This is a genomic window from Pseudomonas sp. SG20052, assembly GCF_031766055.1.
Classification (GTDB): domain Bacteria; phylum Pseudomonadota; class Gammaproteobacteria; order Pseudomonadales; family Pseudomonadaceae; genus Aquipseudomonas; species Aquipseudomonas mandelii.
Genome location: NZ_CP134498.1, coordinates 1,218,159 through 1,234,267, shown reverse-complemented (window position 1 = coordinate 1,234,267; position 16,109 = coordinate 1,218,159). Strand labels below are relative to the sequence as shown.

Here is a 16,109-nt window from a genome sequence, read left to right as displayed (position 1 = left end):
CCGCTCGGTTGCAAAGCAACCGCAAAACCTGAACACACGGTGTACCTGACACACCTGACTTGCTGTTATCGGGGCCGCTTCGCGCCCCAGCGGGAGCAAGCTCCCTCGCCACAGGATCATTCCACATTTGATCTGCGCCCGGTCTGCCCCTGCTCGCCCTCTGCCCCATGCCCCGCTATACTTGCCGGCTTTTCCTGAATAAATGCCAATAGGGTCCCGCCGCGCATGGATAAGACCTACCAGCCGCACGCCATTGAAACTTCCTGGTACAACACTTGGGAGTCAGAGAATTACTTCGCCCCGCAAGGCGCGGGCGAGTCCTACACCATCATGATCCCGCCGCCGAACGTCACCGGCAGCCTGCACATGGGTCACGGCTTCAACAACGCGATCATGGACGCCCTGATCCGTTTCCGCCGCATGCAGGGTCGCAACACCCTGTGGCAGCCGGGCACCGACCACGCCGGTATCGCCACGCAGATGCTGGTGGAACGCCAACTCGAAGCCCAAGGCCAGAATCGTCACGATCTGGGCCGGGAAAAATTCCTCGAGAAAGTCTGGGAGTGGAAGGATCAGTCCGGCGGCAACATCAGCCGTCAGATCCGCCGCCTCGGCTCGTCCGTCGACTGGAGCCGCGAGCGCTTCACCATGGACGACGGCCTCTCGGAAGCCGTTAAAGAAGCGTTCGTGCGTTTGCACGAAGACGGCCTGATCTATCGCGGCAAGCGCCTGGTCAACTGGGACACCAAGTTGCACACGGCGATTTCCGACCTCGAAGTGGAAAACCACGACGAGAAAGGTTTCCTGTGGAACCTGAAATACCCGCTGGCCGATGGCGCCAAGACGGCCGAAGGCAAGGACTACCTGATCGTCGCGACCACTCGCCCGGAAACCATGCTCGGCGACGCCGCCGTCGCGGTTAACCCGAACGACGAACGCTACCAGGCCCTGATCGGTAAATTTGTCGAGTTGCCGCTGGTCGGCCGCCGCATCCCGATCATCGCCGACGATTACTGCGATCCTGAATTCGGCACCGGTTGCGTGAAAATCACCCCGGCCCACGATTTCAACGACTACGAAGTCGGCAAGCGCCACAACCTGCCGCTGCTGAACATCTTCGACAAGAACGCCGCCGTACTGCCGGCCTGTCAGGTGTTCAACCTCGACGGCACGCTCAACGAAAGCATCGACGGCACGCTTCCGGCCGAATACGCCGGTCTGGACCGTTTCGAAGCGCGCAAGCAGATTGTGGCCGCCTTCGATGCCGCCGGCTTGCTGGTCAGCGTCGACGATCATGCCCTGAAAGTGCCGAAAGGCGACCGCTCCGGCACCATCATCGAGCCGTGGCTGACCGACCAGTGGTACGTCTCTACCAAGCCATTGGCCGAGCCGGCCATCGCTGCGGTTGAAGACGGCCGCATTCAGTTCGTGCCGAAACAATACGAAAACATGTACTTCTCGTGGATGCGCGATATCCAGGATTGGTGCATCAGCCGTCAGCTGTGGTGGGGCCACCGGATTCCGGCCTGGTACGACGAGTCGGGCAAGGTCTATGTCGGTCGCGACGAAGCCGAAGTGCGTGCCAAAAACAACCTCGGCCCGGACGTTGCGCTGCAACAGGACAACGACGTTCTCGACACCTGGTTCAGTTCGGGCCTGTGGACATTCTCCACCCTCGGCTGGCCGGAGCAGACCGAGTTCCTGAAGAAATTCCATTCCACCGACGTGCTGGTGACTGGCTTCGACATCATTTTCTTCTGGGTCGCCCGGATGATCATGCTCACCATGCACCTGGTGAAGAACGAAGACGGTACGCCGCAGGTTCCGTTCAAGACCGTTTATGTTCACGGTCTGGTCCGCGATGGCCAGGGCCAGAAGATGTCCAAGTCCAAGGGCAACGTCCTGGACCCGCTGGACATCATCGACGGTATCGAGCTCGAAGAGCTGGTGCAGAAGCGCACCTCCGGCATGATGCAGCCGAAACTGGCGAAGAAGATCGAGAAGCAGACCCGCGAAGAGTTCGCCGACGGCATCGCCAGCTACGGCACCGACGCCCTGCGCTTCACCTTCTGCTCGCTGGCGTCCACCGGTCGCGACATCAAGTTCGACATGGGCCGCGTAGAAGGCTATCGCAACTTCTGCAACAAGATCTGGAACGCCGCGCGTTATGTTCTGGACAAGGGCGAAGACTGCGGCCAGAACGGCGAGGCTTACGAACTGTCGCTGGCGGATCGCTGGATTATCTCGCAGCTGCAACGCACCGAAGCCGAAGTAACCCGTCAGCTCGACCAGTTCCGCTTCGACCTGGCCGCACAAGCCTTGTACGAGTTCATCTGGAACCAGTATTGCGACTGGTACCTGGAACTGTCCAAGCCTGTGCTGTGGGACGAAAACGCCCCGGTCGAACGTCAGCGCGGCACCCGCCGCACCCTGGTTCGGGTGCTGGAAGTTGCCCTGCGCCTGGCGCACCCGTTCATGCCGTTCATCACCGAAGAAATCTGGCAGCGCGTCGCGCCGCTGGCCGGTATCGAAGGCAAGACGATCATGCTGCAACCTTGGCCCGTGGCCAATGACGAACGCATCGATCAGGGTGCCGAAGATGACATCGAGTGGCTGAAGACGCTGATGCTCGGCACGCGCAACATTCGCGCCGAGATGAACATCGGCCCGGGCAAGCCGCTGAACCTGTTCCTGAAGAACGTCAGCGCCGAAGACCAGCGTCGTCTCACCGAGAACGAAGCCCTGCTGAAGAAGCTGGCTCGCCTCGAATCGATCACGGTGTTGGCTGCCGGCGAAGAAGCACCGCTGTCCGCCACCGCACTGGTGGGCGAGATGGAAGTGCTGGTGCCGATGGCCGGCCTGATCGACAAGGACGCCGAACTGGCACGCCTGGACAAGGAAATCCTGCGTCTGCAGGGCGAAGTTCAGCGGGTGGGCGGCAAGCTGTCCAATGCCGGTTTCGTCGACAAGGCTCCGGCCGAAGTCATCGAGAAAGAACGCGCCAAACTGGCTGAGGCTGAACAGGCTTTGGGCAAGTTGGCCGAGCAGCATGCGCGGATTGCCAGCCTGTAACGGTCAATCGCGATGAAAAAGGGAGGCCAAGCGGCCTCCCTTTTTTATGCCCGCCACATTCCCCCCATACACCGCAAACCGCTTCCTGTAGGAGCGAGGCTTGCCCGCGAAGGGGCCGTCATGTCTGGCATTGAGGTGGTAGACAGATCGCTTTCGCGGGCAAGCCTCGCTCCTACAGGATCCCCACGCGGCTATCGACTGTGGGACAATACCCGCCACTTTTAGCCATACCCGAATCGACCACGCCCATGAACGCCCCCCGCACTCCAAGACCTGCGCGCAAGAAGCCCGACACCGCGACACCGGCTAAAGCCGTTGAGCCGCGCGAAAAGGCCAGCCTGCACCCGCGCAACCGCCATCAGGGTCGCTACGACTTCCCGGCGCTGATCAAAACCACGCCGGAACTGGCGAAGTTCGTGATCATCAACCCCTATGGCAAGGAAAGCATCGACTTCGCCAGCCCGGATGCGGTGCGGGTGTTCAACCGGGCGCTGCTCAAGTCGTTCTACGGTATCGCCCATTGGGATATCCCGGCCGATTACCTCTGCCCACCGGTTCCGGGCCGTGCCGATTACGTGCACTTCCTGGCAGACCTGCTGGCCAGCGTCAACGACGGCGAAATCCCTCGTGGCGCACCGGTCAAAGTGCTCGATATCGGCATGGGCGCCAACTGCGTCTACCCGTTGATCGGCTACAGCGACTACCGCTGGCACTTCCTCGGTTCGGAAATCGACCCGACTGCGGTGGCCGCGGCCAAAGCCATCGTGCAATCCAACGGACTGAACAAAGCCATCCAGTTGCGTCAGCAAAGCAATCCCAAGCACATTCTGCTGGGCTTGCTGGAACCCGGCGAACGCTTTGACCTGACCATGTGCAACCCGCCGTTCCATGCTTCGATGGACGAAGCGACCAAAGGCAGCGAGCGTAAATGGCGCGCTTTGGGCCGCGCCGATCCTAAACGCAAACTGCCGGTGCTGAACTTTGGCGGTCAATCGGCAGAATTGTGGTGTGAGGGTGGCGAAGCACGGTTTGTGACGCAACTGATCGCCGAGAGTGCGCACTTCCAGCACAAGGTCTTGTGGTTCAGCACGTTGGTGTCAAAGGCTTCTAACCTGCCTTCGATCCAGACGGCGCTGAAAAAAGCCGGTGTTCTGGAAAGCCAGGTTGTGGAAATGTCCCAGGGACAGAAGCAAAGCCGCTTCGTCGCCTGGACCTTCCAGACCAAGTCCGAGCAGCAGGTCTGGCGCGAACGTTGGGCTCGCAAGAGCTGAGTCACTGACCACCGCAGATCAACTGTAGGAGTGAGCCTGCTCGCGATAGCGGCGTGTCAGTTAACTATGATGTCGACTGATGCAGCGCCATCGCGAGCAGGCTCACTCCTACATGGGGTTAGCGGTGTTTTCAGGTCAGCCACTGAATCACAGACACAAAAAAGCCGTGCCCGGATTGCTCCGGAGCACGGCTTTTTTTACTGCGTCTTACTTGTTAACAGCGTCGGTCAGGCCTTTGGCCACAACCAGCTTGATAACTTTCTTGGCAGCGATTTCGATGGCAGCGCCAGTCGAAGGGTTACGGCCGGTACGGGCTGGACGCTCAGTCACTTTCAGTTTGCCGATACCTGGCAGAGTGATTTCGCCGCCGTTTTCCAGCTGATCGGCAACGATTTGGCCCAGTTGGTCCAGAGCGTTACGCGCGGTGGTTTTTGGCGCGTCGATAGCTTCAGCGATGTCGGCGATCAGTTGGTCTTTAGTAAGAGCCATGTAGTGTTCCTTCCCTATCAAATTCATATGGATTGCAGAGTGCAGTGTCAGCCATCGAGCCCGATCTTCTGGATCTGGCACCCTCGGCCAATAACCACTGGATCGGGGTTATAGATACCGAAATCAGGGTTTGGTTCGACCTGACAAATGCTGAATGCACGCTTAACGCAGTGACTTCGCGTAAGACGGGGCAAAACTAGCACAGAGACGGGGAAATATCCGCCTCTAGCTACCCATTTGGTCAGCTTTATTGCTCTAAAACGGGAAAAAACTGCATAAGGGTCGTCGCACGGCTGCGAATTACCCTACGAACCGCGCCAAAACCAGTGGTTGCGGTACACTTGGCACTTTTTGGGGGAGCACGCCCTCCTCTCTTCAATCAGCCGAGAAGCCCATGCCGATCCGTCATTGCATCGTCCACCTGATCGACAAAAAACCCGACGGCACACCCGCAGTTCTCCACGCCCGCGACTCGGAACTGGCCGAATCGAGCGCCATCGAGAACATGCTTGCCGACCTCAACGAGAGCTACAACGCCAAACAAGGCAAGGCCTGGGGATTCTTCCATGCCGAGTCCGGGGCGCATCCGTTCAGCGGCTGGCTGAAGGAATACCTCGAGGGCGGCAAGGATTTCACGGCGTTCAGCCGGGTGGCGGTGGAACACCTGCAAAAGCTGATGGAAGAGTCGAACCTCTCCGTGGGCGGCCACGTGCTGTTCGCGCATTACCAGCAGGGCATGACCGATTACCTGGCGATCGCCCTGTTGCACCACAGCGAAGGCGTTGCAGTCACCGATCAGCTGGACGTGACCCCATCCCGTCACCTGGATCTGGGCCAGTTGCACCTGGCCGCGCGGATCAACGTGTCCGAGTGGCAGAACAACAAACAGTCCAAGCAGTACATTTCATTCATCAAAGGCAAGAACGGAAAAAAGGTGTCGGAGTATTTCCGCGACTTTATCGGTTGCCAGGAAGGCGTCGACGGCCCCGGCGAAACCCGTACCTTGCTCAAGGCCTTCAGTGATTTCGTTGAAAGCGAAGATTTGCCGGAAGAATCCGCCCGCGAGAAAACCAAGACCCTGGTCGATTACGCCAGCAGCCAGGCCAAGCTCGGCGAACCGATGGGCCTGGAAGAACTCTCCGAGCTGATCGACGAAGAGCGCCCGAAAGCCTTCTACGATCACATCCGCAACAAGGATTACGGCTTGTCTCCGGAGATCCCGGCGGATAAACGCACGTTGAACCAGTTCCGCCGCTTCACTGGCCGCGCCGAGGGCCTGTCCATCAGCTTCGAAGCGCACCTGCTGGGCTCGAAGATCGAATACGACGAAGAGGCCGGCACACTGATTATCAAGGGCCTGCCCACTCAGCTGACCGATCAGCTGAAGCGACGCAACTGATGCTGAACGGCGTGCTGAAGAAATTCCTGCTGATCCTGCTGGTGGTCGTGGTTTACCAGAACTGGGGCAAGATCGAGCGGGTGTTCAGTCCCAGCCAAGTGGTGTCCGAGCAGACCCAGGCCAAGGCCAACGTCGTGCTCTACGCGACCGAATGGTGTGGCTACTGCAAGCTGACCCGACGCTTTCTCGATCAGAAAGGCATTCCGTACAAGGAATTCGATATCGAAAAGGATGCCGAGGCACGCAAGGCATATGAGGCGCTGGGTGGACGCGGGATTCCGCTGATCGATGTGAACGGGACATTGATTCGCGGGTATGACCCGGATGAAATCCTCGCCGCCCTGAAGTAACTGATCAGGCTCACACACCTGTGGCGGGGATTTATCCCCTCGCCACAGGCAGTTTTATACGCGTTTGTCGATTCGGAACCCAAACCGCGGAAAGTGCACATGCACCACTCCGCCCCGCTCGTCTTCACGACGCAGAATCAATTCCTCTCTGCCCGCAAACAACAACTCACCCGCCACCGGATCAACGCCGTAATCCGTTGCCGCGATGACCACCTGCTGGCCAGGCTCAAACCCGTTCGGCTCATCGAACTGCTCGTCCGGTAACGCGGCGGGTGTGGCATTACGCGCAACGTCCAGCGCGGCCTCGGATGTCATCTCGCTGAACGCGCCATGCCCGAACCCCATCACGCGACCCAACCACGCCGACACCGCCGGATATGCATCAACCAACGGCGAGGTCACGGGCGTGGCCTTGAGGAACCACATCGGATGGGCCAGCGCGAAGTCGGCAATCGATGGCTCGCCGAACAGAAAGTCGCCCTGCTCGCGCTCAAGCTGCTGCTCCAGGCGCGCCATGATTGTCGGCCATTGATGCCGGGCTTGCTCGGCGGACAACTTTGTCGCGCTGCCGCCACTGAAGAGTCCGGCGCGATCAGCCAGAAACGCCTTGATCGCTTCCGGCGGCAGATTGCCGAAACGCACCGCGATCGATTCCGGTTGAAACACCAGGCTCACGGCATGCTGGAATACCACCGAATCGGCCCAGGCGGCGAACGTCGCGGCGATCATTTCCTGGCCTTCCGGAAAGAAGGCCGGCAAGGCTTTCTCCTGCTCCAGTCGACGGGCGATCAGCGATGTGTCGCAGTAAATATCTGCGCCAACCTGCAGCACTGGCGTCTTGCGGTAGCCACCGGTCAGGGCGGTCAGATCAGGTTTTGGCATGACCGGCGCGATCTTTACCGAGCGCCAGGACAACCCCTTGAAACCCAGCAGCAAGCGGGCCTTTTCGGCGAAAGGGGACGTCGGGTAATGATGAAGAATCAACTCGGACATGCTCGGCTCCGCCGCACGGATTAGGAATCCGCAGCTTAGCGCGCAATTCGGGAGCAGCCTACAGGTCTGCCTGATGGGCACTTATCAGTCAGGTTGATAAGCCCGCGGCGGCACTTGCGACCAGACATTCCTTGGCGCTTTTCCTGAGTTTTTTGATCAAGCGTTCCTGACGCAAGGCTTCGCTTTTGTCGCGGCAGACTTCTGTGTAGACCAAGGCAACGGCAGGGCTGGAGAGGAAGAAGCGTGCGCCCTTGCCACTTTGGTGAGTAGCGAAGCGGCGCACAGGATCGTCGCTGATCCCGCAGTACAGCGAACCATTGGCCGCGCGAACGAGGTAGACGAACCAGGGTTTACTCACCGGTGTGTCGGCGTCGACGGGGATTTCGCTGAGGGTAGTCACGTCACGATCAAGGCTTGAAAGGAAACAAGCCGCGATCTTATCAGCGACTGGCCTGGAATGCCTTCAGCCCCTTCAACGCCTGAGCGCGAACGGCATTTCTTACCGCCGGAGTCCAGCCCAGCAGCAGGCCTTTGAAACCCAGCGCCTGGCGCGACCAGGCCCACATATCGAAGCTGTCATGGTGCTCGCAGATCTTGCCGTCACGAAACACGAACTGCGCCTGAATATCATTGACCACCGTGTTGCCGGTCTGGCTGAACAGATAGGTCGCGACCCAATGCGCGCCGCCCGTACGGTCCTCGGCGCGAACGTTGTCGAACGTCAGGGAAAAATCCTTCGCCCGAGTCGTGAGCATGCGCCACATGTCCCCGGCATCGCGTCCGCGCAATTCGCCGAATGCCGGATCGCTGAACAGCACATCATCGGTATAGCAGGCGCTCATGGCCTCGGCATCCAGCCGCTGGAAGGCTTGGTAGAACTGGGTGATCAATGCGCGGTTGGCATCACTCATGGGCAGGCTCCGGACGTTTAAAGGATTGCCTGCACGATAGTCAACAAATGCGCGGAACACTATCGGCATTCGTGGCGGGAATACCCTGGGGTGCGCTGTCGCCTAGTGCACCATGCCGTTGTCCCGGGCATAAGCGAAGAGATCCACATCCGTGGAAATGCCCAGCCGCTGCATGGCCATGCTTTTTTGTTTACTGATGGTCGACACACTGCGTTTGAAATAGCTCGCGATCTCACTGACGGTCATGCCGCTGGCGAGCATTCTCACCACTTCATGTTCTTTGGCCGACAGCGAAGGGGAATGCGAATGAGCCTCGACGTCTGCCTGAGCGAGCGCGGTACGCAAGGACTCGCTGATGAAACGCCGCCCTTCACCCACTGATTTGATTGCCAGAGGGAGCTCCGTCGCCGAGGCATCCTTGGCCACGATCGCCATCACGCCTTGCGCGAATGCCACCCTGAGCGTCGCAACGTTGGCAAACATGGTGACCAGAATGATCGGCGTCGAAGCGTAGTGACGTCGAACCGTGCTCAGCATCTTCAGTCCGTCGGCCTGTTGGTTGCCCGGCATGGAGAAGTCAGTGATCAACAGATCGCACGGCGTGGTCGAGAGCAGGCTCAACAGGCTGTCCGGGCCATCGGCCTCACCCACGATCACACACGTCCGGCTTAGATCGATGAGCATCCGTAACCCGATGCGGACGACAGGATGGTCGTCAGCAATAATTACGCGCATTGTCGGATTTATCCTGTGTGGTGACTGGAATACGCGAAAAGTAACGCCGTCCTATTCCGACCACAACGACCAATCTCGACCGCTCAACCACCGTCCTCAACGGATCCGGGCCCCTGTCCTTTCTCTGATAAAACAAAAGGAACCGCCCTACGTTTTAAAGCTACGCAGCTCACACCAAAAGACTACAGACAACAGGTCGAACGATGACGACCTGTAGCCCGCCCTGACCTTTCATACACTCGCCCCGCCTTTTTCGTATTAGTTGCATTTCGTCCGGCGACCTCGACCGATAGATTGCGCCCTGCCCGCTCCGGGCAAACTCCTCAATCATCTTTCATCAAGGAAGCGTCGACGCATGAACAAATACATAACCCTCCTGACGGCTACTTTGCTGCTGACTGGCGCATCGTCCGTTATTGCCGCCTCCAGCACGGACCTGACCGTGAAGGGTCTGATCACGCCAAATGCATGCACACCAGCACTGGCCGGCGGCGGTATTGCCGATCACGGCAAGTTTTCCGTACAAGACCTCAATCCCGACAAGCACACTTACTTGCCTGAAATAATCATGCAAATGACAGTGAACTGCGATGCGGCTACGCCGTTTGCGATCAGCCCGATTGATAACCGTGCAGGCACAGGCACGTCGGGCAATTACTTTGGTCTGGGGCTGATCAATACCCACGAAAAGCTGGGCCACTTTCGCGTTGCTCCGCGCAATGTGATGGCGGACGCCACCCAAGCTCAAGCCATTCTCTCCACTGATGGCGGCAAGACCTGGCTTAAGGAAGGGTCGACAGCATTCTGGGGGGTCAACAACATCTGGAGTGTCGGTGCTCAGGGGACCGTCATTGCTCCCATCGCGATGAAGGAATTGAGCCTTGATCTGTATGTGCGTACCGGCATCGCCCCCACCAACGGCCTGACCCTGACCGACGAAGTGACGCTCGACGGCTCCGCAACCCTACAGATCAAGTACCTGTAACCCTCCGTCATCAACGAGCAACGCCCGGCCCACGGCAATGCCCGCTCACTCAAAGGACGAACCATCATGGAAAGATGCTCCCTCGCTCGATTGGCGCCCCTGTTGCTCATCTGTGCCCCCGCAGCCCTGGCCGCCAGCAGCACCGAGCTGAGCGTTACCGGCCTGATTACACCCGGCGCCTGCACGCCCAGCCTGTCCGGCGGCGGCATCGTCGACCACGGCAAAGTGACGGTGAAAGATCTGAGACCTGACCAGCCCACGGCCCTGGAAAACGGCACGCTGTATCTGGAGGTGAATTGTGATGCCGCCACGCGGTTTACCCTGACGACGATCGACAATCGCGAAGGCTCTTCCGTCTTTCACCCTAACAGTCACGGGCTGGGCGTCGTCAACGACGACCAAAACCTGGGCAGTGTTGCGTTCGGCCTGTTCGATACGGTGGCCGATGGCGCGGCGGTGAAAACCATCATGTCCTTGAACGACGGTGCCTCCTGGCGAGTGTCTTCCTACCTGGGACACGCCGGCCGGACCGCGTTCGCGGCGTTGAACGACCTGGGTACACCGATCGCCATCAAGAATTTGCGCGCGCGGCTCACGGCGTTTACCACCATCGTTCGCGCGAACGACCTGACGCTGACCGACGAAATCCCCATCGACGGGCATGTCACCGTGCAGCTGAATTATCGATAGGCCGGTAATCCAGGCTCCTTTTTAAAACCATTCAACGAGACACGTCATGACGATGTTTTCCAGTGTCACCCGTCATCTGTTCCATTCGGGCATCGGCGCATTCGCCCTGCTGCTGACCGCACACGCCCAGGCCGACGGCATGGTGCCGAACACTTCGGTGGTGATCGTCAACGAGGCTGACGGCGAAGCGTCCGTGTCGGTGACCAACACCGATGCCAACCTGGCGTTGATGCACGTCACCCTCGAAGACATTGCCGAAGACAGCGAATCGCTGGTGTTCGTGACACCCCCCCTGGCGCGCGTCGAAGCGGGCAAAACCCAATTGGTGCGGTTCATTCTGCAAACGGACAAACCGCTGCTCACTCAGCGCTTGAAGCGGGTGATCTTCGAAGGCATCCCCCAAGGCAAAGCGCCTGCCGAGGCAGGTCAGGCCCGAGTCGGCGTGACGGTGCGCCAGAACTTGCCGGTGATCCTGCACCCCAAAGGCCTGGCGCCCAATCGCACGCCGTGGACCGACCTGCAATGGTCGCTGAAAGACGGTCAACTGACCGTGCGCAACGACACGCCTTACGTGGTGCGTCTGGGCCAGGAAGTGCAATTGTTACCGGCCGCGGGCAACGCGATGCTGCCGAAAACCTACGTGCTGCCCGGTGAGCACATCAGCATCAAGGTGCCCGAAGGCGTCGCCACGCAGGTGCGTTTTCAACCGGCGACGGTCTACGGCTTTGCCGTGCCGCATTACGAGGCGCCCATCCAGTCCTGAACCACCCTGACGGCGTCATCAAGGAACGATGAGCGCCCATGTTTCAAGGCGACGGCCCCTTGGCCGTTGCCACAGGCGTGCCTGTAACCGCACGCCGCAATAACCCAAGTGATCCTGATGAACACAGTATCGAATTACCGTGATGGCGAAGCCGTGCCCGTTATTCGCGACGGCGCTCGCCCTCATCCATGGCAGCGAACCATATTGGCGGTGCTGCTGAGCAACGCGCTGATGATGCTCGATGCCTACGGTGAGGTGTCGATGCCAGCGTCGTTCGACAAAGACACGTTACGGCAGCGCGGCATCGATCCGGCGCTGGCGACGCTGCTGATGCAGGCGCCGCAGTTCACGGCCGGCCGCCACCCGGTCACGCTCACCGTCAACGGCCAGCGTCATGGCCGGGTCGACGTCACGTTCGATCGCGAAGGGGCGTTGTGCTTCGATCGCACGCTGCTCGATGCGGCGAACCTTACGGTGCCCGCGCTTACGCTGGACGATGGCCCATGCCACGACTTTCTAGGCCGCGCGCCGCAGACCGTCATCGAACCGGACCCCGCTGGCCTGGCCCTGTCGCTGATCGTGCCCACCGATGCGATACGCCCCACTGCCCGGGATTTTTCCGGCTATCAAACCGGTGGTGTCGCCGGCTTGATCAACTACGACGTCACCGGTTTGCACAGCCGTTCCGGCGACAGCACCAGCCGCTACGCCTCAGCCAACACCGAACTCGGCTTCAATGCCGGTGACTGGATCGTGCGCAGCCGCCAGGTGCAGACCTGGCAGGACGACGTGTCCACAACGACTCATATTGCGGCCTACGCCCAGCGGACTTTCGCCAGCCAGGAAGCGGTGTTGCAGGCGGGCCAGATCAACCTCTACAACCCGGTGCTCGCCGGTGCGCAGATCACCGGCGTGCAAGTGCTGAATGAACAAGCCCTGCAGGTCGAAGGGCAAAGCGCGGTCATTGAAGGGATCGCCAACAGTCAGGCCCAGGTCGAGGTCCGGCAAAACGGTTCGCTGATCCATTCCACGGTGGTACCCGCCGGCCCGTTCGTGCTCACCAACGTGCGGCGGCTCAACACGCGTTCCGACGTGGAAGTCACGATCAAGGAGACCGATGGCAGCGAGCGCCGTTTTACCGTGCCGGCCGCGATGTTGGGGGTCAGTTTGCCAGCGCCCGGTTATTCGCTGGGCGCCGGTCAGGTGCGCAGTGTCGGTGACGCTCAGGGAGGCGATCCCTGGGTCATCAGCGGCGGCTGGAGCGGTGCGCTCGCCCCGCAACTATTGCTCAGCGCCGGCCTCACCGGCGCCGCCGACTATCGCGCGGCGGGTGCCAGCGTCGGCCTGTTGCCCTCGCCGTTCACTCAGGTGCAAGCCACGCTGACCGGCGCGGACGCCAGCGGCAGACACGCCAGCCAGGGGCTTCAAGCCGACCTGAGCGTCTCGCATCGGTTGAACGAGCAGTGGGCGCTCAGTGCCGGCAGTTCTTACCGAACCCTGGGCTACCGGGAACTGGAGGAGGCGGTGTTCGCCAACACGTCCGACAACAGCCAGTCACGTTACCGCGATCAGCAAAGCGCGGCCCTGTCATGGTCGCATCCATGGCTCGGCGCCTTCAGCAGCGGCTTCAGCCGGTCCAGTTCGTTCGACGGCCAAAGCAGCAGCCGCGCCCTCGCATCCTGGGGCACCAGCATCGCGGGCGTATCCGTCTCGGCGACCGCCGAATGGCAGCTCAGCGGTTCGAACGGCAACGATGACAGCGTCTACCTGAACCTCAGCATTCCCCTGGGCGAGAACCGCCGGGCACGCAGCTGGGTACGCCGTTCCGCCGGCGAATACCGCAGCGGCGTGGGCTTGAGTGAACGGGTCAACGATCAGCTGGGTTACCGGGTTGGCGTCGAACACGACACGCGCGACAAACAGGTGCAATCCACGGCCGGCGTGTCGCTGCTGCCGCGCTACACCCAGCTCGATCTCAACTACACCCGCGCCGATGCCGAGCGCTCCAGCTATCAGGCCAGCGCTCGCGGTGGCGCCGTACTGCATGGCGGTGGCGTGACGCTGTCGCCATACCCGGTGAGCGACACCTTTGCGTTGCTGTCGGTCGGTGACATGGGCTCCATCAAAGTGTCGACGCCCAGCGGTCCGGTGTGGACCGACTGGCAAGGTCAGGCGGTGATCCCGCAAGTGACGGCTTATGGCAAAAGCCCGGTGGAAGTCGACACCAAAACCCTGCCGCGCAACGCCGACATTCACAACGGGCTGGCGGTGATTTCGGCCGGTCGCGGCGCCGTCGACAACGTTGAATTCGGCATCACGATGACCCGCCGGGCCTTACTCAAGGCCACCACCGCCAACGGCGCGCCCCTGCCGCGCGGTGCCTCCGTGAACACCGAGGATGGCGAGTTCGTGACCCTGGTGCAGGACGGCGGCCTGGTCTTCTTGCCCAACGCGCTCGACCGCCGTGCGTTGTGGATCAGCGCGCCGGAGCTGGAGCGCTGCGAACTGCGCTTCGAGCTGCCCACCGACGCCGACGCCGACGCGTACTACGAAACCGCCCCCGCCAAGTGCCGAGCCCTCTGAGGATGACTTCATGAACCTGTTGCGCTTTCTGCTATTGACCCTCGCGCTCCTGGCACTGAGTGGATTCACGCCAGTGGCCTCGGCGTCCATGGACGACTGCCAGTTCAACCTGAGCCAGCCGGTGCTCGATTACGGGCTGATGAACCGGGCGATACGGCCTGATGCCGCACCGGAGCGCAACCTCGGTGAACGCCAGCTCAGCCTGACCTTGAGCTGTGCGCAGCCCATCGACATGAGCCTGTTCTACCGGGCGATGGCCGCGACCGCCGAACGCTTTCACTTTGCCGAACGCGGCAGCTATCAGATGCGTATTCGCGATGCCGTGCTCGATGGCCAATCGGTCGAGATCGGGTTGATTGCCGGCGTCGGTCAGCCGCCGGCAGAAATGGCGTCGAGCCTGATCTGGCGACCGGAGCACGGGATCGTCCCGGTGCAGGCCGGCGTGGCGGTGCAAGGACGCAGTTTCTCGGCGCAGCTTCAGCTGACGGCCTGGGCTCAAGAGCAAGGCATGCAGGTGCGTGACGCGGTGACCTGGGAAGCCTTCGGGGTGTTCGACGCCGTCGCCGCCGGACGCACCCGCGAGGCGACCTTGCGCGCCCGCTTCGCTCCGGCGGCCTGCGAGCCGGTGCTGTCCAACGGCGGCGTGGTCGACTTCGGCACCCTGTCGAAAAAAGACCTGCACGCAGACCAGGACACACGCCTGCCGCCCAAGTCGTTGACGCTGAGGGTCGGCTGCGACGCGCCGACGTCCTTCGCCTTGATCATGCACGACAACCGCTCAGGCTCGGCGATGCTCGACAGCGAGATCGACTACGGCCTGGGCAAGGACGGCAGCGGCAACAGGATTGGCCGTTTTTCACTGCGCGTCGACCCGGCCGACGCCAATGCCGACGGCTTCGCCCGCCTTTATCAAACCCACTCCAGCATCGCCGGCACAGCCTGGAACACCGGCAGCGCCAACCCGATCGCTATCGGCAAAAGCCGTTACCTGGCGTTCACCGACAACGACGGCAGCAGTGCCGGCCCGGTGCTGATCCAGAACCTCAGCACCACCGTGACCGTCGACGCCGTTATCGCCCCCACCCAAAGCCTGGATGTGAGCCGAGCCATCGAGCTCGATGGCGCGGGGACGATCGAGATTATTTACCTGTAACACCCAGCCCGATCCTGCTGGTTTCGCGGCGCACTTGAGCGGCCCGGGGCAGTCAGGACACAACCCTAGAAGTGAGCAAATAATGATCAAAAAGTACTTTGCAGCACTCTCCGCCACCGCACTGATTGGCGTTGCGCCTTATGCAGTGGCGGCTTCGAGCATTGACCTGACTGTCACAGGTCTCATCACGCCGAGAGCTTGCACTCCTTCGTTGTCCGATGGAGGAACGGTCGACGTCGGCCAGGTGCAGGCAAAAGACCTCAACCTGACAAGTGACACGATAGTAGGCAGTCATCCGATACAGCTGACGGTCGCGTGTGACGCGTCAACGCCATTTGCACTTAACGGTATTGATAACAAAGCCGGAACATCATCGTCCAACCTGTATTTCGGATTGGGCCTGACCAGCCATAACGAAAAAATAGGTTATTTCACGCCATCGATCCAAAGCGCGCTTGCGGACGGACAACCTGTGCACTCGATCAGATCAACTGATAACGGTGCGAGTTGGATGCGCATCTATCAGATCCTGAAGGATAACCTCACATCGGTAAGCGCTGTCGGCACTCTCACGCCAATCTCCGTGAAAGACCTCACGATGGAACTGATGATCTACACCTTCATTGCCCGCGCCGATAGCCTCACCTTAACCGACGATGTCACTATCGACGGTTCAGCCACATTTGAAATGAAGTACCTGTAAGCCGTGCATCTT

Annotated in this window: 15 protein-coding genes; 10 read left to right on the top strand and 5 right to left on the bottom strand. The window is 60.6% G+C overall.

Going from position 1 to position 16,109, the window contains the following annotated elements; genetic code table 11:
- Positions 1-225 precede the first annotated feature (225 nt).
- Together RHP74_RS05480 and rlmF are read left to right on the top strand one after the other, a co-directional pair.
- Entirely contained in the window at positions 226-3,072 is a 2,847-nt protein-coding gene (locus RHP74_RS05480) for a valine--tRNA ligase (protein ID WP_311098226.1), read from the top strand.
- Between the two features lie 248 nt (positions 3,073-3,320).
- Entirely contained in the window at positions 3,321-4,343 is a 1,023-nt protein-coding gene (rlmF, locus tag RHP74_RS05475; RefSeq protein ID WP_010463074.1) for a 23S rRNA (adenine(1618)-N(6))-methyltransferase RlmF, read from the top strand.
- A 207-nt stretch (positions 4,344-4,550) separates the two neighbouring features.
- Here rlmF and RHP74_RS05470 read toward each other — a convergent pair whose 3' ends face one another.
- Positions 4,551-4,832, bottom strand: coding sequence for an HU family DNA-binding protein (locus RHP74_RS05470; protein ID WP_007905514.1), 282 nt, complete (start codon positions 4,830-4,832; stop codon positions 4,551-4,553).
- A gap of 394 nt (positions 4,833-5,226) precedes the next feature.
- Here RHP74_RS05470 and yejK point away from each other — a divergent pair, with 394 nt between their 5' ends.
- Both yejK and RHP74_RS05460 read left to right on the top strand, forming a co-directional pair.
- The gene (gene yejK, locus RHP74_RS05465) at positions 5,227-6,231 is read left to right on the top strand and encodes a nucleoid-associated protein YejK (RefSeq protein ID WP_010463075.1); all 1,005 of its coding nucleotides are present in this window, start codon (positions 5,227-5,229) and stop codon (positions 6,229-6,231) included.
- Positions 6,231-6,581, top strand: a complete 351-nt coding sequence (locus RHP74_RS05460) for a glutaredoxin family protein (RefSeq protein WP_010463076.1) — start codon at positions 6,231-6,233, stop codon at positions 6,579-6,581. Before yejK ends, RHP74_RS05460 begins: the two co-directional genes overlap by 1 nt.
- A 54-nt stretch (positions 6,582-6,635) precedes the next feature.
- On the opposite strand, the gene RHP74_RS05455 is transcribed toward RHP74_RS05460, so the two are convergent.
- From RHP74_RS05455 to RHP74_RS05440, 4 genes are all read right to left on the bottom strand, one after another.
- The gene (locus RHP74_RS05455) at positions 6,636-7,574 is read right to left on the bottom strand and encodes a glutathione S-transferase family protein (RefSeq protein WP_311098211.1); all 939 of its coding nucleotides are present in this window, start codon (positions 7,572-7,574) and stop codon (positions 6,636-6,638) included.
- Between the two features lie 88 nt (positions 7,575-7,662).
- The gene (locus RHP74_RS05450) at positions 7,663-7,974 is read right to left on the bottom strand and encodes a GIY-YIG nuclease family protein (protein ID WP_282411641.1); all 312 of its coding nucleotides are present in this window, start codon (positions 7,972-7,974) and stop codon (positions 7,663-7,665) included.
- A 40-nt stretch (positions 7,975-8,014) separates the two neighbouring features.
- Positions 8,015-8,485: a nuclear transport factor 2 family protein gene (locus tag RHP74_RS05445; protein WP_010463079.1), complete on the bottom strand. Its 471-nt coding sequence runs from the start codon at positions 8,483-8,485 to the stop codon at positions 8,015-8,017.
- A gap of 102 nt (positions 8,486-8,587) precedes the next feature.
- Positions 8,588-9,220 carry a response regulator transcription factor gene (locus tag RHP74_RS05440; RefSeq protein ID WP_077748275.1) on the bottom strand — a complete coding sequence of 211 codons (633 nt, stop codon included), beginning with the start codon at positions 9,218-9,220 and terminating at the stop codon, positions 8,588-8,590.
- 355 nt (positions 9,221-9,575) lie between these two features.
- Here RHP74_RS05440 and RHP74_RS05435 point away from each other — a divergent pair, with 355 nt between their 5' ends.
- From RHP74_RS05435 to RHP74_RS05410, 6 genes are all read left to right on the top strand, one after another.
- Positions 9,576-10,205, top strand: coding sequence for a DUF1120 domain-containing protein (locus RHP74_RS05435; protein WP_010463081.1), 630 nt, complete (start codon positions 9,576-9,578; stop codon positions 10,203-10,205).
- 66 nt (positions 10,206-10,271) lie between these two features.
- Complete coding sequence (locus tag RHP74_RS05430; protein WP_010463082.1) at positions 10,272-10,895, top strand: DUF1120 domain-containing protein; 624 nt, start codon at positions 10,272-10,274, stop codon at positions 10,893-10,895.
- 46 nt (positions 10,896-10,941) lie between these two features.
- Positions 10,942-11,658 (top strand): fimbria/pilus chaperone family protein, encoded by a 717-nt coding sequence (locus tag RHP74_RS05425; RefSeq protein WP_311098207.1) that lies wholly within the window; start codon positions 10,942-10,944, stop codon positions 11,656-11,658.
- Positions 11,659-11,775: 117 nt separating this feature from the next.
- Complete coding sequence (locus RHP74_RS05420) at positions 11,776-14,241, top strand: fimbria/pilus outer membrane usher protein (RefSeq protein WP_311098206.1); 2,466 nt, start codon at positions 11,776-11,778, stop codon at positions 14,239-14,241.
- A gap of 10 nt (positions 14,242-14,251) precedes the next feature.
- Entirely contained in the window at positions 14,252-15,394 is a 1,143-nt protein-coding gene (locus tag RHP74_RS05415; protein WP_311098205.1) for a DUF1120 domain-containing protein, read from the top strand.
- 82 nt (positions 15,395-15,476) lie between these two features.
- On the top strand, positions 15,477-16,097 hold the full coding sequence (locus tag RHP74_RS05410; RefSeq protein ID WP_311098203.1) for a DUF1120 domain-containing protein: 621 nt from the start codon (positions 15,477-15,479) through the stop codon (positions 16,095-16,097).
- The last annotated feature ends 12 nt before the right edge of the window (positions 16,098-16,109 follow it).